This window comes from Qipengyuania oceanensis, assembly GCF_009827535.1.
GTDB classification, from domain to species: domain Bacteria; phylum Pseudomonadota; class Alphaproteobacteria; order Sphingomonadales; family Sphingomonadaceae; genus Qipengyuania_C; species Qipengyuania_C oceanensis.
This window is the reverse complement of record NZ_WTYN01000001.1, coordinates 390,926-408,995: the sequence shown is the minus strand read 5'-3', so window position 1 is coordinate 408,995 and position 18,070 is coordinate 390,926. Positions and strand designations below refer to the sequence as shown.

Sequence of the window (18,070 nt, the reverse complement as noted above, 5' to 3'; positions counted from 1 at the left end):
TTACTCCCCCGAAAACGAACTGCTCTTCCTTGCGCTCGGCGGGTCGGGCGAGATCGGCATGAACGTCAATCTTTACGGATGCGACGGGAAGTGGCTGATGGTCGACCTGGGCATGACGTTCAGCGGCGACCAGTATCCCGGTGTCGACCTGGTTTTTGCCGACCTCGACTTCATCGAGGAGCGTGCCGACGATCTCCTCGGGATCGTGCTCACCCACGCGCACGAGGATCACATCGGCGCGGTCCCCTATTTCGCGGAGGAACTGGGCGTACCGATCTGGGCGACCCCGTTCACCGCCGATCTGGTGCGGCGCAAGCTGGCCGAGGCCGGTCTGCTTGATACGGTCGAAGTACACGTGGTCGAGGAAGACCACGGCAATTTCGCGATCGGCCCGTTCGACGTCACCTACGTGCCGCTCGCCCATTCGATCGCGGAAGGCAACGCGCTGCTGCTCGAAACGCCCTACGGCACGGTGTTCCACACCGGCGACTGGAAGCTCGATGACGAGCCGATAATCGGTGATCCGACGACCGAGCAGGAACTGATCGAACTGGGCGATGAAGGCATTCTCGCGCTTGTCTGCGATTCGACCAATGTCTTCAATCCGCAGCCGAGCGGCTCGGAAGGGGCGGTCTACAAGGGCCTGATGGACGAGGTGAAGCGGCACGCCGGCAAGCGCGTACTGGTCACCACCTTCGCCAGCAACGTCGCGCGCCTGCACACGCTCGGCGAAGTCGCGAAGGCGACCGGCCGGCAGCTGTGCGTAGCGGGCCGGTCCCTCGACCGCATCATCGAGGTCGCGCAGGACAATGGCTACCTCCAGGATTTCCCGAAGCCGGTCGATTTCGACACGGCGATGAGCCTGCCGCGTGGAGAAGTCCTGATCGTCGCGACCGGCGGGCAGGGCGAACCACGCGCTGCGCTTGCCCGCATCGCGGAGGAGAACCACCCGATCGAACTGGTCGCCGGAGACGTGGTGCTGTTCTCGAGCCGGCAGATACCCGGCAACGAAATTTCGATCGGCGCAGTCCAGAACAAGCTCGCCGAGCGCGGCATCGTGATGGTCACCGATCGGCAGGAACTGATTCACGTATCCGGTCATCCGGGCCGCCCGGAGCTGGAAGCCCTGTACAGCTGGTTGCGGCCCGACGTGCTCGTCCCAGTGCATGGCGAGATGAAGCACATGGCCGAACAGGCGCGTGTCGGCAAAGCGCACGGGATCGCGGCGAATATCGTCCAGAAGAACGGCGACATCGTGCGGCTCGCGCCCGGCAAGGCGGAACGGATCGCTCAGGTGCAGACCGGCAGGCTGCTGCTCGACGGGGATCTCATCGTGCCGGCCGATGGCGAGGCGATCACCATGCGCCGGCGGATCATGCGCGATGGTGCGATCGTCGTCGTGCTCGACCGCAAGCTGCAGCCGCATATCGAGGCTTTCGGCCTGCCGCTCGACGAGGACATGCCGCAGTTCGTTCTCGAGGCGACGGCAGATATCGAAAAGGCCATCGCGCGGCTCAAGGGCGCCGCGCGCAAGGACCGCTCCGAGATTTCCGAAGCCACCCGTCTCGCGACGCGCAGGGCGGCGCAGCGCTGGAGCGGCAAGCGCCCGCAGGTCCGCGTGATGATGCTGGGCGACTGACGCGATGCAGTGGACCTCGATACTCGCAATCTACGCCCTGTTCTGGGTGATGAGCGCATTCGTCCTGCTGCCGTTCGGCGTTCGCACGCACGACGAGCTCGGCATCGACAAGGTGCCCGGACAGGCAGACAGCGCACCTGGCAACTTCCGGCCCGGCAAGCTCGTGGTTCGCGCCACCCTCGTCGCGATGGTGCTGACGACGATCTACGTCCTGAACTACGTGTATGGCTGGATCGGGATCGACGACATCAGGATTTTTCCCGAACCGCCGGCCCGCGGCAGCTGATCGCTAGTCGCGCAGGCGCTCGATCGCCTGCGCCAGCACGACATAGAGCTTGCCCATGTCCGAACCAAGCAATGTGACGCCCAGCGCGTTGCCGTCGCGGGTCGAGAGAACCGAGCGCAGCATGGCCTCGAAATCGGCGACATAGCGGGCCACCTGGTCGCGGAACGCCGTGTCGTTATCGTAGATTTCGGCGATATCGCGAGCCGAAACATTGTCCACCAGGCGTACGGCGCGGCGGGTGAAAATGCTCCGGTCACCGCGCAGATAGGATGCCCAGGTCGTGTCCGGAATTTCGCTGTCCAGTGCCTTTGAGATGTCGATAGCATTCGAATTGAGGCTTTCGGTGATGAGCGCCATGCGCCGGGCGAAATCATTGCCGGTGTTTTCCTCGGCCCGCTCACGCGCCCGTGCGACGCGCGCTTCGAGATTGCCGGCAAGCTCGTCCACCTTGACGAGCTGGTCCCTGAGCTGACCGGCGGCCTCGCGGCTGACGGTAGAGGCGCGAGCCGCCGCCTGTTCGACGTCGGAGATCGATTGCCGTGTATGTTCGCTGAGGGCGCGTTCGACCGCCTTGGCGCTTTCTTCGCCGACTTCGTCGGCCAGCTTGCGGACATTATCCCGCGATGTCTCCGCAAGGCTCGACCCGACGGCACGCACCGCGCCTTCCAGCTGTTCGATCGCTTCTGACAGCTCTGTCCTGGCGCGCTGCGAAAGGGCATCGCTCTGCGTCGACAGCGTGACGAGCTGCTCCTGCAACCGGCCGAGCTCGTGCATGTGCTGGCGGTTGCGCTGATCGAAGCCCTCGTGGAGCCGGTCGATGTGGCCGGCCGTCTCCTCGCTCACGGTGCGAGCGCGGATGACATAATCCGATAGCGACTTGCCGCGTTCTTCGGAGGCCTCGAGCATCAGCCGCATCGCCTGTCCGCGCTCCTCGATCTGTTCTAGCTGGCGGTTGGCGACGCCGATCGATTCTACAAGCTCGCCCTTGCTGTGCTGCGATCCCGCCTGGATAAGTTCGAGCAGGCGCACGCTCGCTTCGGTCAGGTCTGCGAGCACGGTTTTCGTCGCGTCGATCGCTTCCCGGCTCTCTCCGAGCTTGGCATGTAGAGTGTCCGCACCGGTACCGAGCACCGATTCGACCTGGATTGCCCGTTCGGCCATCGCGTCCAGCGCCTCGCCGAGGCCATCGATCCGAGCAACCAGCGCGTCGCTCTCGCCCGCGAACGTGCGTGCCTGCTCGATGCGGGCATCTTGGCGCGATGCCACCTGCTCGTCCAGGAATGCCAGGCGTTCGTGTAGGGCAGCGATCGCACTGGCCTCGTCGTCGGCGAAGATCTTCTGCCGCTTCTCGAGCTCCGATGCGAAAACGGCGTTGCGCTCGATGAGCTTCGCGTCGATGTTCTCGGCTTCCTGGCGCAGACCGGCCATTTTCGCCTGTGCATTCTCCAGTGCGAGAGCGTCGATGCGCTGGATCTCTTCGATCGCTTCGACCAGTCGTGCCCGGATCTGCTCGATCTGTCCCTGCCAGGCCGTGGCAGCATGGTCTTCCGCATTGCGGACGGAGCGAGAGATGGTGCCAGCCTCGTCCCGAAGCGTCTCGACCCGCGACCTCAGCGACTTCAGCGCTTCCTCTTCCTCCGCTTCGAGCGCCAGCCGTGCTGCGGCGATCTGTTCGTCCAGCTGGTCCGCGCGCGTACGCATCGCGGCCAGCGCGTCGACCTCGCGCGCGGCAAGCTCGTGGCGGAACTGGTCGGACCTGTCGCGCAGGGCCGCGAACCGCTGGTCGGCAACGTCGCCGAGCTGGCCGGCCTGCTGGTGGAATGCGGCGACGGCGTCGTCCACGCGCGACCGGAAGGACGCCACCTGCTTCTCGCTCGCTTCGCCAATTTCCTGCAACCGCTCGAACTCAGTCACGAGGTCCGCGACCTGAATATGCGCTTCGCGACCAGCGCCGGCGATGCGATTGGTCACGTCGCGGGCCGAATTGGCGATCACCGGCAGGTCGTCGCGTAAGCGGTCCATGTTCTCGACTGCCGAGGTACTCACTGAAGCGATCGTGTCGAGTTGCGCGCTGTTGTCGTGAATTAGCGCCTGCAGCCTGTCGGCATGCGTGGACAGCCGGTCCGCAGCGGTCCGGCCCAGGAAATCCAGTTCGCGCGACTGCTCGCCGAGGAACTCGCGCGCCAGGCTCAGCTCGCGATTGACGACCGAAAGGCGCGTCTCCAGTTCGCGCGCTTCGGACGACAGGGCAGCGGCGGCATCGCCGAACCGGGCCGCTTCGCGGCGGCTCAACCGCATCGCCAGCAGCCAGACCGCGATCACCAGCAGCACGGGTATCGCCCATTGGGTGATGAAGCCGATCCACTGCTCGCCGCTCGCACCGGCCAGGATCTCCGCGCGCCTTACGAAAGCGAAGAAACCCGTCCAACCTGCGATGGCGAGACCGAAAACCGCCGGCAACAAGTAGTCCATCGGACGACGGGCCGTCGCTGCGGGCTCGTCGACCCAGTCGACCCACTCGCCATCGCTATCTGCGGGCTGGTCGAGTTCCAGCGGCGCGTCTTCGGCCAGCAGATCCTTGCCAGGCTTCGTCTCGTCGACCGCGCGAATATGCGTTCCGGATGTCATCGGGCAAATCTACCATGTTTCTGCAATGGTGAAAGAGCGTTAACCTGCGCCACCTTTTGGTTTGCCCGATCGGGGTGCGAATGCCGTGGTCAAGGTGGCGGCAAGCCGATAAGGTCGGGCTTCGAGACGGGAGAATTCGCGCGTGCTGGTGGCACTGCTATCAATTTGTGCCGAGCCGGAAAGCGGCGGAGAAATTCCCCGCGGACTGCTGCATTTCGCCGGGCAGAGCATTGCCGAGCGCCAGATAGAGCTGGCGGTGCGCATGGGTGCCGACCGCGTAGTGTGCCTGGTCGACACGATCGATGCCGAGGTGATCGACCTGCAGGATGCCGCGCGCGACCTGGGCGTCAAGTTTACTGCCGTATCGGGTGCCAGGTCGCTGCTGGGGCAAGTCGCGGCCGGCGATGAATTGCTCCTCTTCGGCGACGGTGTCCTGCCGGCGGGCGCGGCGGTCGAAAAGCACCTGGGTGAGCGATCGGGTGTGCTCGTGATACCGGCGGAAGGCGCGGTCGAGGAAGGGTACGAGCGGATCGACGGCGAATGGGCGTGGGCGGGCGTATTGCGGGCCAGCGGGGCGAGTATCGAAGCGCTTTCGCAGTTGCCGGTCGATATCGATCCGGTGTCCGCATTGCTGCGAATCGCACTGCAGCGCGGCACCAGGGTAGTCCCAATCGACGGGGCGAAAGCCATGCGCGCAGGTTGGCTGCTCGCACGCGACGAAACGCAGCTCGCCGCACAGGAAACCGAATTCCTGCGGCGGTTTGCCAAACACAGCGGCCTGGCCCAACCGACGCGCTCTCTGGCGGACGTGATCGCGCTCCGCTTTGCCGGCAGGGCGCTCGACCGGCAGGCGACAGGTCTTCCCGCGTCGATAATAGGGGCAGTCTGCGCCGTCGGCTCGGTTGCCGCGGCCTCCGAAGGCATGCCGGTTCTGGGGCTTGGCCTGCTCGCCTTCGGATCCTTTGCGCGGGACATCGGCCGTTCCTTGAGCGATATGCTAGCGGCCATCCGGCAGAAGGGCAGCCAAAAGCAATGGGTTGCTACGGCTTTTTCACTCGTGTTCGATGTCAGTCTGGTCGCGCTGTCCGTGCTCGCCGCTGACGGAGGCCCGCGTATCGAGATGGGGGTCCTTGCCCTGATGCTGATCGGCCTGCTTCACCTTTCGGAACAGGTGAGCCAGTCGCGCCTGCTCGCGCCCTTAAAGGATCGTACGCTCGTTTACATCGTCCTCGCGATCGGCGCAGGGATCGGCTTGCTCAAGCCTGCCATGGCCGGTTTGTGCCTCGCGATCATCGGCCTCCTGCTGCTCGTGCAGCGACAGGCGCGGCTAACGCCCGCTTAACTACGCTGTGCTAGGTTCATCGCATGATCGAGCGCGCCCAGATCAGTTCCGCGAAGACCGACCACGTCGACCAGCTCGCTGAAAGGCTGGCGCGTGGCGACGGCGATCTTGCCAAGGTGGCGCCGGTGCTCGGCCACCTGCTCGGCAATGCCGACCATGCGTTGTTCAGCGACGAGGTCGTGGCGCGCGTTCGCGGCATGCTCGCAGGCATGGCTCGAGAGCTGATTGCCGCCGAAATGCACGCGAGCGACAGCGATCGGGACTTCGTGCCCGATCCGAGGCGGACCCAGGCGTTGTTTCGGGCGCTGATCGACCATTCGGCATTGCTCGCCCATTGCCACGCCGTCGCGCTGGAATGGCAATTGGCTCTGCGGATGGAATCTGAACGGGCGCTCGACCCGGTCCTTTCCCCGCTCGTCCAGGCCTTGATCGCCTCCGACGAGACCTCGACTTCGGGACTGGGCATGGCCGCGCTCGCGGCGCAGGCTCGCTTCGCCCAGTCGCAGCGCAGGATGGAGTTGCCGCTAGGCGAATTGCCGCCCGAGCTTTTCCACGAAGCGCTTCAGTGCTGGCGCGGGAAGGCCGGGCCAGCCAGCGTAAACGCGCTCGACGCCGCCGAGGGCGCGCTGCGTGCCGCTTTCGACAGCAGCACGAGCCGCCTGGGCCTGCTGGAACGCCTGGTCGTGGCGATGGGGAAAGGCGTCACGGCTGCGCTCTCGATCGAACACGCCGGTGTAGCGCTTTTCGTCAGCGCTCTGGCCGCAGCATCGGGCCAACCGCGCAACCGCATCATCCTCTCGACCAATGAATCGCAGGCGGCTCGGCTGCTGCTGTCGCTCCGCGCGACCGGATTGAAGCCCCATTCCGTCGACCTGCAGCTAGTCTTCCTTCATCCCTCGGTGAGCCTGCCCCCGGGCAGCAGTGCCATCGATCCGGACGAGGCGGCAGCGATACTCGACGATGCCGCAAGCGGGTTGCCGCGATGACAATCACCACGACGACCTATCTGGCCGTAGGGCGAAGCGATGCGGCGGACCGCCTGGTCGAGGCCGACGAGCTGCTCGCCCGGTTGCACGGCGAGTGCGGCGGCAGCCTCGAGGGGGTGATCGCGGTTCCCGAACTGCTCGCGCTCGTTCGAAGGTCGCGCGAGTACGGTCTTCGCCTTTCGCGCGAGGTCCGCGCTTTCGATGGCGAGCGCCACGTTTCCGCATGGGTCGAAGTAACGCCAGTCGGACAGGGTGGCGAAGCAGGATGCGACATCGGCGTCGTGTCCTGGAACATAGAGGCGCAGGCGCCCGAAACCGAAGAAGCCGAGGCACGACGAATTCGCGAGATCGACCGCCAGCTGGCGGAATTTTCAGCCCGGCTCGGCCCCGGTCAACGCGTCCTTTCGGTCAGCAGCGATGCAGGCGATCTTGCCGGCCTTGTCGAACGGATGGAAGGTGGGCTGGGCCGCGCCTGGACCGATTTCCTGGAATTGCCGGAACTCGGGCATGAGCAGCCGATGCACTGGCGTATTCTCGACGGTGCGCGCTGCGTGATCGAAGGCTCGTCCAGGTTGTGGACCGCTTCGCTCGTCCCGCTGGGACAGGCGGAGCAAGGCAGCGCGGGGTTCCAGCTTTACCTGACTGCCGATACGCCGCTGCCCTCGCGCAAGCCGCTCGAAGCGAGCGATGCCGATGCAACGCCGATCGGACGCGACATCGCACCGGTCCTGCGCGAACCGATCGGGCGCATCATCGCCAATGCGGAAACCATCCGCTCGCGCCTCGCCGGGCCGCTGAAGAAGGAATACAGCGAGTACGCCGGGGATATTGCCGACGCGGCGCAGCATCTGCTCGGCCTGATCGACGACCTCGCGGACCTCGATGCGGTCGAGAAGGACGATTTCCATACCGCGCCGGATCAGATCGACCTCATCGACGCGGTGCGCAGGGCAAGCGGTATCCTAGGCGGAAAGGCTCAGGAACGCGGGATAGATCTGGTGCTGCCGGGTGCGGAGGCGAGCCAGATGGCCAGGGCTGAATTCCGGCGGGTCATGCAAGTGGTGCTGAACCTGGTGGGCAATGCCATCCGCTATGCGCCGGAAGGCAGCACGGTTTCCCTATCGATCGGGCGGACCGGCGACCATGCGACACTGACCGTTGCCGATCAGGGCCCGGGGCTGGACGCAGACCAGCAACGCAAGATTTTCGAGAAATTCGAACGCCTGGGTCGCAGCGGCGACGGTGGCTCGGGGCTCGGGCTCTACATTTCGCGCCGGATAGCCCGTGCGATGGGCGGAGAGCTGACCGTGGAGAGCGAACCGGGGCGGGGCGCTCGCTTCACGCTGAGCGTCCCCGCCCTCGATTGATGCCTCAGCGCTTGTCGACCGGCACGTAATCGCGCTGCGTCGGCCCGGTGTAGAGCTGGCGCGGACGACCGATGACCTGTGCGGGATCGGAGATCATCTCGTTCCACTGTGCAACCCAGCCCACTGTGCGGGCGAGGGCGAACAATGCGGTGAACATGGTGGTCGGGAATCCGATCGCCGACAGAATGACACCCGAGTAGAAGTCCACGTTGGGGAACAGCTTCTTCTCTTTGAAATAGTCGTCGTTGAGCGCCATTTCCTCGAGCTGCAGGGCGGTCTCGAACACCGGATCGGTGACCTTGAGGGCATCAAAGACTTCGCGAACGGTCTTCTGCATGACCGTGGCCCGCGGATCGTAGTTCTTGTAGACGCGGTGGCCGAAGCCCATCAGGCGGAACGGATCGTTCTTGTCCTTGGCACGCTCGATGTAGTGCGGGATCCGGTCCGGCGTCCCGATTTCACGCAGCATGTTGAGCGCAGCTTCGTTGGCGCCGCCGTGTGCCGGGCCCCACAGGCAGGCGATACCGGCCGAGATGCAGGCGAACGGGTTGGCGCCAGACGACCCGGCGAGCCGGACGGTCGAAGTCGAGGCGTTCTGTTCATGATCGGCGTGGAGGATGAAGATCTTGTCCATCGCGCTTTCGACGGCCGGGATCACTTCGTATTCCTCAGCCGGAACGCCGAACGTCATCCGCAGGAAATTGCCGGTGTAGCTCAGCGTGTTGTCGGGATAGAGAAACGGCTGACCGACCGAGTACTTGTAGGCCATCGCGGCGATCGTCGGCATCTTCGCAATCAGCCTGTGGCTGGCGATCTTGCGTTGCTCGGGGTCCGAGATATCGGTGCTGTCGTGGTAGAACGCCGACAGCGCTCCCACCACGCCGCACATGATCGCCATCGGGTGCGCGTCGCGGCGGAAACCCTGATAGAACTGCCGCATCTGGTCATGCAGCATCGTGTGGTAGGTGATCGTGTGCGTGAAATCGTCGAGATCTTCGCCGCTGGGCAGCTCGCCGTTGAGAAGCAGATAGGCGACTTCCATGAAACTGGAATGCTCGGCCAACTGACCGATCGGATAGCCGCGGTGGAGAAGGATTCCCTCCTCGCCATCGATGTAGGTGAGCGCGCTTTCGCAACTGGCAGTCGACTTGTAACCGGGATCGTAGGTGAAGGCGCCGGTCTTGCCGTAGAGCGCGCGGATGTCGACGACATCCGGCCCGATGCTGCCTTCGAGGACCGGAAAATCGGTCGTCTTTCCCGCCAGATCGAGCTGTGCCTGCTTGTCTGCCAAATGCGTTCTCCTTACCAATTTAGTCCTTGCTGGCCGGGTGCGCCTGCGCGTCGATGCGAGCAAGCGATTCTTCCCGGCCGAGCAGGACCAGAACATCGAAAATCCCGGGCGACGTGGTCGTCCCGGTCAGCGCAGCTCGCAATGGCTGCGCCAGTTTGCCGAGACCCACTTCGAGCTCCTCGGCATAGGCCTTCAAACTGGCCTCCAGAGCCTCCAAAGTCCAGTCGTTTTCCTGCGACAGAAGGGCCGAAATCCCTGCGAGGCGCGCCCGCGACTCGTCATCGAGCAGCGCCTCGGCCTTGTCGGTCATCTGCAGCGGACGTTGCCGGAACAGGAAGGCGGCGCCTTCGGCCAATTCGTCCAGATCGCGGGCGCGCGGCTTGAGAACCGGCATGGCCTCGGCGAGCAAAGCCTCGTCTGCGGCGTCACCGATCCGCGGCGCAACCAGTGCGGCTAGCCGCGCATCGTCCGCCTCGCGAATATAATGACCGTTGAGGTGAAGCAGCTTCTTCATGTCGAAGCGGGAAGGGCTCTTTCCGACACCATCGAGCGAGAACAGCGAGATCGCCTCGTCCCAGGTGATTTCCTCGCGGTCGCCGTGGCCCCAGCCAAGGCGAAGCAGGTAGTTGAACAGCGCTTCCGGCAGAATGCCGTGCTCATCGCGATAGGCTTCTGCCCCCAACGCACCGTGGCGCTTCGACAGTTTGGCACCGTCATTGCCGTGGATCAGGGGCACATGCGCATAGACCGGCTCCGGCCAACCCATAGCGCGATAGATCGGCAGCTGGCGAAACGCGTTGTTGAGATGATCGTCGCCGCGAATGACATGGGTGACGCCCATGTCGTGATCGTCGACAACCACGGCCAGCATGTAGGTCGGCGTGCCGTCGGCGCGCAGCAGGATGTAGTCGTCGATCTCGGCATTCTTGACCGAGACCTTGCCCTGGACCGCGTCCTCGATCGTCGTCTCGCCATCGGCCGGGGTCTTGAGCCGGATCACGAAGGGGGCGCCTTCGGGCGCCTCGGCAGGATCGCGATCGCGCCACCGCCCGTCATAGCGCATCGGCTGCTTGTTGGCGCGCTGGTCGGCGCGCATGGCTTCGAGCTCTTCGGGAGTGGCGAAGCATTTGTACGCGTTGCCACTGGCCAGCAGCTCGTTCGCAACTTCGGCGTGACGCGCTGCGCGTTCGCTCTGGAATACCGGCTCCTGGTCGTAATCGAGCCCGAGCCAGTCGAGCCCGTCGAGAATCGCGTCGATCGCTTCCTGCGTCGAGCGCTTCTTGTCGGTATCCTCGATCCGCAGCAGCGCCGTGCCGCCGTTATGGCGCGCGAACAGCCAGTTGAACAGCGCAGTACGCGCGCCGCCGATATGCAGGAATCCGGTGGGAGAGGGAGCAAAGCGGGTGACCACCTTGCCGTCTTTTAATCCACCTTCGCTTGCCATGAAAAAGCGCTTCCTTTCGATGGCCCAATGGCGACTAACCAGGGCCCGGCTGTCCCGATGGGAGATAATGCGGGCAGCCTTGATGCTGCGGTGCAGCGCACTTGGCGCAAGCGTACCGGTTTGTCCAGTTTTGCAAGGGGCGCGAACGAATTTCTGCGCCGGGCCGGTTTCGATCGCGGGCCGTGGCTGGCGGTTGCCTTTGCCGGCGGGATTGCCGCGTGGTTCGTGCTCGATGGGCCTTGGCAGTGGAGCGCGCTGGTCGGAGCGAGCATACTCGCCGCGATCGCTGCAAGCACACGCTACCGGGACCGACCGGATCGGAGCGAACTGGCGCTGGCGTTAACCGGCCTGGCACTCGCGCTTGCCGCCGGCGTGCTGATCGTCTGGGCACGCTCGGCCAGCGTCGGGGTCGAGGCGATCGATTATCCCCGGGTCGAACGCTTCGAAGCGCGGATCCTCGAGCGGGAGCAACAACCTGCGCGCGAGCGCGTGCGCCTAACGGTCGCCATGCACGATCCCGAGGCCGGCGTAGCGCGCAAGATCCGTCTCAACCTGGCGCTGGACCGGGACGACCCACGCTTTCGCGAGGGCGCAGTCATCCGGCTTCGCGCCCGCTTGATGCCGCCCGCACCGCCGATGCTACCGGGCGGCTACGACTTTGCCCGTGCCGCGTGGTTCCAGGGATTGTCGGCGACCGGCTCCATCCTCGGTCCGGTCGAACTGGTCGAGGAGAGCCTTGAGCGCACGGGCCTGGCAGGCATCCAGCGCCGCCTGTCAGGCCACGTGAGGTCGCAGATGAGCGGCTCGCCGGCGTCGATCGCTGCCGCTTTTGCGAGCGGGGACCGGGGCGCGATCAGCGATGCCGACGAAGAGGCGATGCGCGACAGCGGGCTGACCCACCTGCTCTCGATCAGCGGCCTGCATGTCAGCGCGGTGATCGCGGCAGGCTACTTCCTCTCTTTGAAACTTCTCGCGCTCTGGCCGTGGCTCGCGTTGCGGGTCCGCCTGCCGGTCGTTGCTGCGGCCATCGGCGCTTTGTTCGGCATCGGATATACGATCCTGACCGGCAGCGAGGTTCCGACCGTCCGCAGCTGCATCGGAGCGGTGCTGGTGCTGCTCGCGCTGGCGATGGGACGGGAGCCGCTGAGCATCCGCATGGTTGCCGTCGCGGCGGCTTTCGTGCTGTTCGTCTGGCCGGAATCGCTGGTCGGGCCGAGCTTCCAGATGAGCTTCACCGCGGTGTTGGCCATCGTCGCGCTCCACAATGCGGGGCCGGTGCGGCGATTCCTCGCTCCGCGCGAGGAGAGTTGGCAGGCCCGGATCGGGCGGCGTGGCACGATGTTGCTCGCCACGGGGCTCGTCATCGAATTCGCACTGATGCCGATCGTTCTTTTCCACTTTCATCGTGGCGGGGTCTACGGCGCGTTCGCGAATGTCGTGGCAATACCGCTGGTAACATTCGTGACCATGCCGCTGATCGCGCTCGGCCTGTTGCTCGATCTGGCGGGCCTTGGCGCACCGGCATGGTGGCTGACGCAGCATTCGCTGGAGCTGCTGGTCGGGATCGCGCATTTCACCGCAGCGCAGCCAGGTGCGATCAAGCTGTTCCCGCAGATCGGCGGATTTACTTACTTCCTGTTCCTCGCAGGCGGACTGTGGCTGGGCTTGTGGCGTGGGCGAGCGCGCCTGCTTGGCCTGGCGCCGGCTGCCGTTGCGACCCTGCTTCTCGCGGTAACGCCGACGCCGGATGTTTTGATCTCTAGTGACGCGCGCCATGTGGGAATCGCGGGCGAGGGGGACAGGCTGCTTGTCCTGCGCGAAGGGCGATCCGATTATGCGAAGGACAATCTGCTCGAAATGGCAGGAATGAATGGCGAACCGATTGCCCTTGCAGACTGGCCGGCGGCGCGCTGCTCTCGCGATTTCTGCACCCTTATGCTCGATCGTGGCGGCAGGAGATGGACGCTACTGATGGCACGGAGCCACGACAGGATCGAGGAGCGCGCACTTGCAGCCGCCTGCAGCGAAATCGATATCGTGGTCGCCGATCGCTGGTTGCCGCGAAGCTGTCGCCCGCGCTGGCTGAAGGCCGATGCGCGGATGATGCGGCAGACAGGTGGCCTCGCCCTGTTTCTGGAGCGGAAAAGGATCAACCGGGTAGCCGATCACCAAGGCGAACACGGGTGGTGGCGGGACGAGGAGCCATAAGCTCCACGCGCCCCGCGTCACGAAATTAGTGGTATCGGCGCAGGAGCCCGGCGAGCTTGCCCTGGACCTGCACTTGCCCGGCATCGTAGATCTGCGGATCGTAGCTGGCGTTTGCCGGATCGAGGCGGACGCGACCGTTCTCGCGGCGCAGGTACTTCAGCGTCGCTTCCTCATTGTTGACCAGTGCGACCACGATTTCCCCATCGCGAGCACTGTCCGTGCGGCGGACCAATGCAAAATCGCCGTCGAAGATACCCGCTTCGATCATCGAATCGCCCGAGACTTCGAGCGCATAATGCTCGCCCGGACCGAGCAGGGCGGCAGGGACCGGCAGCGAGTTCTGACCTTCAAGCGCCTCGATCGGGGCACCGGCGGCAATGCGGCCGTGCAGCGGTATCTCGATGACATCGTTCGCCGCTTCGGACTGGCGCGACGCGGTCGGCTTGGTCGCGGCTGCCACCATGTCGTTCGCTGCGCGAGCGCGCGGGGCGGTAGAAATCGCATCCTCCGGCTGCTTGAGCACTTCGAGAGCCCGTGCCCGGTTCGGCAGGCGGCGGATGAAGCCGCGCTCTTCCAGCGCCGAGATGAGGCGGTGGACGCCCGACTTGCTCTTGAGGTCCAGCGCTTCCTTCATTTCCTCGAAGCTGGGCGAGATGCCCGTCTCTTCGAGACACTGCTGGATGAAGCGGATCAATTCGTGCTGTTTTGCCGTCAGCATGGGCCGGGCTCCGTGATAGCCATCTGTTCCTTCGACTCGCGAATGCGAACGAATGCGGAACAATTAGGCAACCAAATAGGTGAAGTCAAGCAATCCCGCCATTTTCGAGCAGGTACACCGGAACATATGTTCCCGCTTTCGTCTCGGGTGCGTTCGGCGGTCGATCGATGAGGGCGGTCGCGGTCGCCAAGGCCAGCAAGCCAGCGGAATCTTGTTCAAGGACCGGATGGACCTTCCCTTCGGCTACGGTGGCGCGGAGAAACTCCCTTCGGGCATGACCCGGCGCAAGATCGAGCGCCGTCGGTAACGAGATGGCCTGCGGCCCCGGTCTCAGGCAGCCTGCCAGCTTCCGCAAGAGCGGGAGCAGAAACAGGAACGCCGTGACGTAGGCGGAGGCGGGATTGCCCGGCAGCCCGAGGATGACCTGACTTCCTTTGCGCCCGACCATCAGGGGCTTGCCCGGCTTCATGGCAACCCGCCAGAAATCGATGCGCGCGCCCCATCGTTCGAGCGCCGGGCGCACGAGGTCGTGATCGCCCACCGAGGCACCGCCCGTGGTGACGATCACGTCGCAAGCGCCTGCATTGTCGAGCGCGGCCAGCAAAGCCTCCATCGTATCGGCCACCGGTCCCAGGCGTTCGATCCGGCCAGCAGGGGCGCGCGCCAGCGCTTCCAGCATGGCGCCGTTGGTCGCCGGAATCCGGTGCGCGGGACAATCTTCGGGAGACGGTGCCAACTCGTCGCCGCTGTCGATTACCGCGAGGGAAGGAAGCCGGTGAACGCACAGCCTTGCGTGGCCCGATCCCAATGCGAGCGCCATCTGGTTGGCATCGATGCGTGTTCCGGCAGGAAGCAAGACTTGCCCCTTGGAAAAATCGTAACCGGCACGCCGGATATGGCGCGCTGTCGGCTCGCCTTCGCCGTTGAGCGCGATGACCTCGCCGGTGCGCGTGCAGTTTTCCTGGAGCAGCACCGCCATGTCGCCTTCCGGCATGTGTGCGCCGGTAGAGATGCGGATTGCCTCGCCCCGACCGAAGCTCCCGCGGAACGGGTGTCCGGCGGCGCTTTCGCCGACAACCTGCCAGGGGCCCCGGTCGTCATCTGCATGCAGGGCATAGCCGTCCATCGCCGACAGGTCCGTCGCGGGCTGGGTGCGTAGGGCCACCAGGTCTTCGCCGAGATACCGGCCGATTGCCTGCTCTGTATCGAGGTGTTCGCTTGCAAGGGGCTCGATGCCGCGCAGCAGCCGGTCCAACGCTTCGTCGAGCGGGATCGGCGGCTGCGTGCCTGTCACGATGCGCGCCAGTCGCCCGACTTGCCACCGCGCTTCTCGAGCAGCCGGATGTCGGAGACGACCATGCCCTTCTCCAGCGCCTTGGCCATGTCGTAGATTGTAAGCAATGCGATCGAAGCTGCTGTAAGGGCTTCCATTTCGACGCCGGTCCTGCCGGTGATGCTGGCAGTTGCGGTCGCCCTGATGGCGCCACTTTCGAAGGTGAAATCCACGCTGACCGAATCCAGCGGCAGCGGATGGCACAGCGGAATGAGGTCTGCAGTCTTCTTCGCGGCCATGATCCCGGCGATCCGCGCCGCGCCGAGAACGTCACCCTTGGGGCCATTGCCCAGGCGAACCGCTTCGAGCGTATCCGGCTGCATTCGGATCGTGCCGCTGGCGATCGCGACACGCTGCGTTTGCGTCTTACCGCCGACGTCGACCATGCGGGCCGCCCCGGTATCGTCGAGATGCGTGAGCTTTTCGGTCATGCCGTGCCCGTCAGTAGGGAGCGGGTCGCCGCCTCGACGTCGGGCTGCCGCATCAGGCTTTCGCCGACGAGAAAAGTGCGCACGCCGCTCGCGGCGAGCCGCTCGCAATCCGCATGCGTCGAAATCCCGCTCTCGCCGACCAGCAGTGTTCCCTCGGGTGCGAGCGGGACAAGCCGCTCCGTCGTGGCGAGATCGGTGGTGAAAGTCCTGAGGTCGCGATTGTTTACGCCGATCAGCCGGGATTTGAGGCGAGCGGCGCGCTCCATTTCGGCTTTGTCGTGGACTTCGACCAGCACGTCCATATCGCGCTCGATCGCTGCCGCCTCGATTTCGGCCATCGCCGTATCATCTAGCGCGGCGACGATGATGAGGATGGCATCGGCGCCGATCGCACGCGCTTCGGCGACCTGCCAGGGCTCAACCATGAAGTCCTTGCGCAGGACCGGCAGGGAACACGCCGCGCGCGCTTCCATCAGATAGTCCTCATGACCTTGGAAATAGGGCGCATCGGTCAGAACGGAGAGACAGGCTGCGTCTCCGTTTTCGTAAGCGCGCGCATGATCGGCAGGCTTAAAATCCTTTCGGATCAGCCCTTTGGAAGGCGATGCTTTCTTCACTTCCGCAATCAGTGCGAAGCCCGCCTTGGCCTTGGCTTCCAGTGCCGCGCGGAATCCCCGCGGCGCGGACTGGCCGGCCGCCCGGTGATCGAGCGCGGTGATCGATTCCGCCGCGCGGCGCGCAGCGACCTCGATGCGCTTCGTGGCGCAGATTTCCTCGAGCTTGTTCATCGGGTCAGGTCGATCCACTGGGCGAGCAGCGCCTCGGCAGAGCCGCTGTCTATGGCCTCGGCCCCCATGGCAACGCCGTCGGTCCAGCCTGTCGCCTTTCCGGCAACTTGCAAGGCCGCGCTCGCATTGAGCAGCACCGCGTCGCGATAGGGACCGGGCGTTCCTTGCAGCAGGGCCTTCAGCGCCTTTGCGTTGTGGGCCGCATCGCCGCCGCGAATGGCTTCTACCGGCGCATGGTCGAGGCCGACAGCGCTTGCATCGACGCGGCGCATCTCGAAATCCGCGCCGCGCACGTCGGCTAGCTCGTTCCCCCCGGCAAGGCTGAGTTCGTCGAGCCCCTCGTCGCCGGAGACGATCATCGTGTGCTCGCCGCCGAGCCTTGCCTTCGCCCGCGCGTAGATCGGAACATAGGCAGGGCGCGCGATGCCGATCAGCTGCCGCTCGACCTGCGCGGGGTTGGAGAGCGGGCCCATCAGGTTGAAGATCGTGCGGCGGCCGAGCTTCTTGCGAATGGGCTGGATGCGGCCCATCGCCGGATGGTGATTTGGCGCGAACAGGAAGCAGATGCCGATCTCGTTGAGCGTACGCTCGGCGGACTGCCCCGCGGCAGCCATGTCGAGGCCAAGGACCTCGAGTGTATCGGCGACGCCGGCCAGCGACGAGACCGCCCGGTTGCCGTGTCGCGCCACCGGAACACCGCAAGCCGCGACGACCAGCCCGACCGCAGTCGATACGTTCAGCGTGTGATGGCCGTCGCCGCCCGTTCCGCAAACATCGATCGCACCCGGGGGCGCGGAAATCGGAACGAGACGCGCGCGCAGCGCCCGGGCCGCGCCTGCAATCTCTTCGGAGGTTTCGCTGCGATCGGACAGATCGACGAGATAGCGGGCAATCTCCTCCTCGCTCGTCTCGCCGTCCAGAATGGCGCCGAAGACTTCCTCGGCTTCGTCCTCGGTCAGATGGGCGTCAGCTGCAGGAAGCGTCTTCATGCCGCCAGCCTGTTCGGCATGACCGGATCGAGCCCGCAAACCCGCAGGAAGTTTGCGAGCAAGGCGTGGCCGTGTTCTGTCGCTATGCTTTCGGGGTGGAACTGGACACCGTGGATCGGCAGGTCGCGGTGCCGGAAGCCCATCACGCTCGTCCCGTCGAGGCCGGGAGTCTCGCTCGTCGCATTGACCCGTAGCGCATCGGGGATGCCTTCCACGATAAGCGAGTGATACCGGGTCGCGGTGAAGGGCGAGGGTAGGCCGGCGAACACTCCCGTACCGTCATGATCGACCGGCGAGGTCTTGCCGTGCATCAATCCGCCGCGCGCGACCGTACCGCCGAAATGCTGGCCGATCGCCTGGTGGCCGAGGCACACGCCGAGCAAAGGCTTGCGCGCATCCGCACAGGCCGCGACGAGTTCGAGACTGATGCCGGCCTCGTTCGGCGTGCAAGGGCCGGGGGAAATCAGAAAGCCTGCTGCTTCAGTCCGGATTGCATCGGCTGCCGACAAGGCGTCGTTACGCTCGACCTGGACCTCGACACCCAGTTCCATCAGGTAATGGACAAGGTTGAAGGTGAAGCTGTCGTAATTATCGATGACTAGGATCATCGGGCGGCCATC

Annotated in this window: 15 protein-coding genes; 6 read left to right on the top strand and 9 right to left on the bottom strand. The window is 65.0% G+C overall.

The window, feature by feature from the left end; genetic code table 11:
* The first annotated feature begins 58 nt into the window (after positions 1 to 58).
* Positions 59 to 1,639, top strand: coding sequence for a ribonuclease J (locus GRI48_RS01985; protein WP_160675236.1), 1,581 nt, complete (start codon positions 59 to 61; stop codon positions 1,637 to 1,639).
* 4 nt (positions 1,640 to 1,643) lie between these two features.
* Positions 1,644 to 1,925, top strand: a complete 282-nt coding sequence (locus tag GRI48_RS01980) for a DUF1467 family protein (protein WP_160670657.1) — start codon at positions 1,644 to 1,646, stop codon at positions 1,923 to 1,925.
* Between the two features lie 3 nt (positions 1,926 to 1,928).
* Here GRI48_RS01980 and GRI48_RS01975 read toward each other — a convergent pair whose 3' ends face one another.
* Positions 1,929 to 4,553, bottom strand: coding sequence for a coiled-coil domain-containing protein (locus tag GRI48_RS01975; protein ID WP_160670654.1), 2,625 nt, complete (start codon positions 4,551 to 4,553; stop codon positions 1,929 to 1,931).
* Positions 4,554 to 4,695: 142 nt separating this feature from the next.
* Here GRI48_RS01975 and GRI48_RS01970 point away from each other — a divergent pair, with 142 nt between their 5' ends.
* From GRI48_RS01970 to GRI48_RS01960, 3 genes are read left to right on the top strand one after another with little or no spacing between them, the layout of a single operon-like run.
* Complete coding sequence (locus GRI48_RS01970) at positions 4,696 to 5,895, top strand: hypothetical protein (protein WP_160670651.1); 1,200 nt, start codon at positions 4,696 to 4,698, stop codon at positions 5,893 to 5,895.
* Positions 5,896 to 5,918: 23 nt separating this feature from the next.
* On the top strand, positions 5,919 to 6,881 hold the full coding sequence (locus tag GRI48_RS01965; RefSeq protein WP_160670648.1) for a hypothetical protein: 963 nt from the start codon (positions 5,919 to 5,921) through the stop codon (positions 6,879 to 6,881).
* Complete coding sequence (locus tag GRI48_RS01960; protein ID WP_160670645.1) at positions 6,878 to 8,248, top strand: sensor histidine kinase; 1,371 nt, start codon at positions 6,878 to 6,880, stop codon at positions 8,246 to 8,248. Before GRI48_RS01965 ends, GRI48_RS01960 begins: the two co-directional genes overlap by 4 nt.
* A 4-nt stretch (positions 8,249 to 8,252) precedes the next feature.
* On the opposite strand, the gene GRI48_RS01955 is transcribed toward GRI48_RS01960, so the two are convergent.
* Complete coding sequence (locus GRI48_RS01955; protein WP_160670642.1) at positions 8,253 to 9,539, bottom strand: citrate synthase; 1,287 nt, start codon at positions 9,537 to 9,539, stop codon at positions 8,253 to 8,255.
* 19 nt (positions 9,540 to 9,558) lie between these two features.
* Positions 9,559 to 10,983: a glutamate--tRNA ligase gene (gene gltX, locus GRI48_RS01950; RefSeq protein WP_160670639.1), complete on the bottom strand. Its 1,425-nt coding sequence runs from the start codon at positions 10,981 to 10,983 to the stop codon at positions 9,559 to 9,561.
* Between the two features lie 27 nt (positions 10,984 to 11,010).
* Here gltX and GRI48_RS01945 point away from each other — a divergent pair, with 27 nt between their 5' ends.
* Complete coding sequence (locus tag GRI48_RS01945) at positions 11,011 to 13,191, top strand: ComEC/Rec2 family competence protein (protein WP_160670636.1); 2,181 nt, start codon at positions 11,011 to 11,013, stop codon at positions 13,189 to 13,191.
* A 25-nt stretch (positions 13,192 to 13,216) separates the two neighbouring features.
* On the opposite strand, the gene lexA is transcribed toward GRI48_RS01945, so the two are convergent.
* From lexA to GRI48_RS01915, 6 genes are all read right to left on the bottom strand, one after another.
* Positions 13,217 to 13,909 carry a transcriptional repressor LexA gene (gene lexA / locus GRI48_RS01940; RefSeq protein ID WP_160670633.1) on the bottom strand — a complete coding sequence of 231 codons (693 nt, stop codon included), beginning with the start codon at positions 13,907 to 13,909 and terminating at the stop codon, positions 13,217 to 13,219.
* 85 nt (positions 13,910 to 13,994) lie between these two features.
* The gene (locus GRI48_RS01935; RefSeq protein WP_160670630.1) at positions 13,995 to 15,203 is read right to left on the bottom strand and encodes a molybdopterin-binding protein; all 1,209 of its coding nucleotides are present in this window, start codon (positions 15,201 to 15,203) and stop codon (positions 13,995 to 13,997) included.
* Positions 15,200 to 15,673: a cyclic pyranopterin monophosphate synthase MoaC gene (gene moaC, locus GRI48_RS01930; protein WP_160670627.1), complete on the bottom strand. Its 474-nt coding sequence runs from the start codon at positions 15,671 to 15,673 to the stop codon at positions 15,200 to 15,202. Before moaC ends, GRI48_RS01935 begins: the two co-directional genes overlap by 4 nt.
* Positions 15,670 to 16,461: an indole-3-glycerol phosphate synthase TrpC gene (trpC, locus tag GRI48_RS01925; RefSeq protein WP_160670624.1), complete on the bottom strand. Its 792-nt coding sequence runs from the start codon at positions 16,459 to 16,461 to the stop codon at positions 15,670 to 15,672. Before trpC ends, moaC begins: the two co-directional genes overlap by 4 nt.
* Positions 16,458 to 17,450 (bottom strand): anthranilate phosphoribosyltransferase, encoded by a 993-nt coding sequence (gene trpD / locus GRI48_RS01920; protein ID WP_160670621.1) that lies wholly within the window; start codon positions 17,448 to 17,450, stop codon positions 16,458 to 16,460. The genes trpC and trpD overlap by 4 nt, the downstream gene beginning before the upstream one ends.
* Positions 17,447 to 18,058, bottom strand: coding sequence for an anthranilate synthase component II (locus tag GRI48_RS01915; RefSeq protein WP_160670618.1), 612 nt, complete (start codon positions 18,056 to 18,058; stop codon positions 17,447 to 17,449). The genes trpD and GRI48_RS01915 overlap by 4 nt, the downstream gene beginning before the upstream one ends.
* Positions 18,059 to 18,070: the final 12 nt, after the last annotated feature.

Excerpts from the sequence above, each read along its gene's own strand:
- trpC (WP_160670624.1), bottom strand. The coding sequence starts at position 16,461 with ATGAACAAGCTCGAGGAAATCTGCGCCACGAAGCGCATCGAGGTCGCT.
- GRI48_RS01945 (WP_160670636.1), top strand. The coding sequence starts at position 11,011 with ATGGCGACTAACCAGGGCCCGGCTGTCCCGATGGGAGATAATGCGGGC.
- lexA (WP_160670633.1), bottom strand. The coding sequence starts at position 13,909 with ATGCTGACGGCAAAACAGCACGAATTGATCCGCTTCATCCAGCAGTGT.
- GRI48_RS01960 (WP_160670645.1), top strand. The coding sequence starts at position 6,878 with ATGACAATCACCACGACGACCTATCTGGCCGTAGGGCGAAGCGATGCG.
- gltX (WP_160670639.1), bottom strand. The coding sequence starts at position 10,983 with ATGGCAAGCGAAGGTGGATTAAAAGACGGCAAGGTGGTCACCCGCTTT.
- trpD (WP_160670621.1), bottom strand. The coding sequence starts at position 17,450 with ATGAAGACGCTTCCTGCAGCTGACGCCCATCTGACCGAGGACGAAGCC.
- GRI48_RS01980 (WP_160670657.1), top strand. The coding sequence starts at position 1,644 with ATGCAGTGGACCTCGATACTCGCAATCTACGCCCTGTTCTGGGTGATG.
- GRI48_RS01975 (WP_160670654.1), bottom strand. The coding sequence starts at position 4,553 with ATGACATCCGGAACGCATATTCGCGCGGTCGACGAGACGAAGCCTGGC.
- GRI48_RS01915 (WP_160670618.1), bottom strand. The coding sequence starts at position 18,058 with ATGATCCTAGTCATCGATAATTACGACAGCTTCACCTTCAACCTTGTC.
- GRI48_RS01985 (WP_160675236.1), top strand. The coding sequence starts at position 59 with ATGAACGTCAATCTTTACGGATGCGACGGGAAGTGGCTGATGGTCGAC.
- moaC (WP_160670627.1), bottom strand. The coding sequence starts at position 15,673 with ATGACCGAAAAGCTCACGCATCTCGACGATACCGGGGCGGCCCGCATG.
- GRI48_RS01965 (WP_160670648.1), top strand. The coding sequence starts at position 5,919 with ATGATCGAGCGCGCCCAGATCAGTTCCGCGAAGACCGACCACGTCGAC.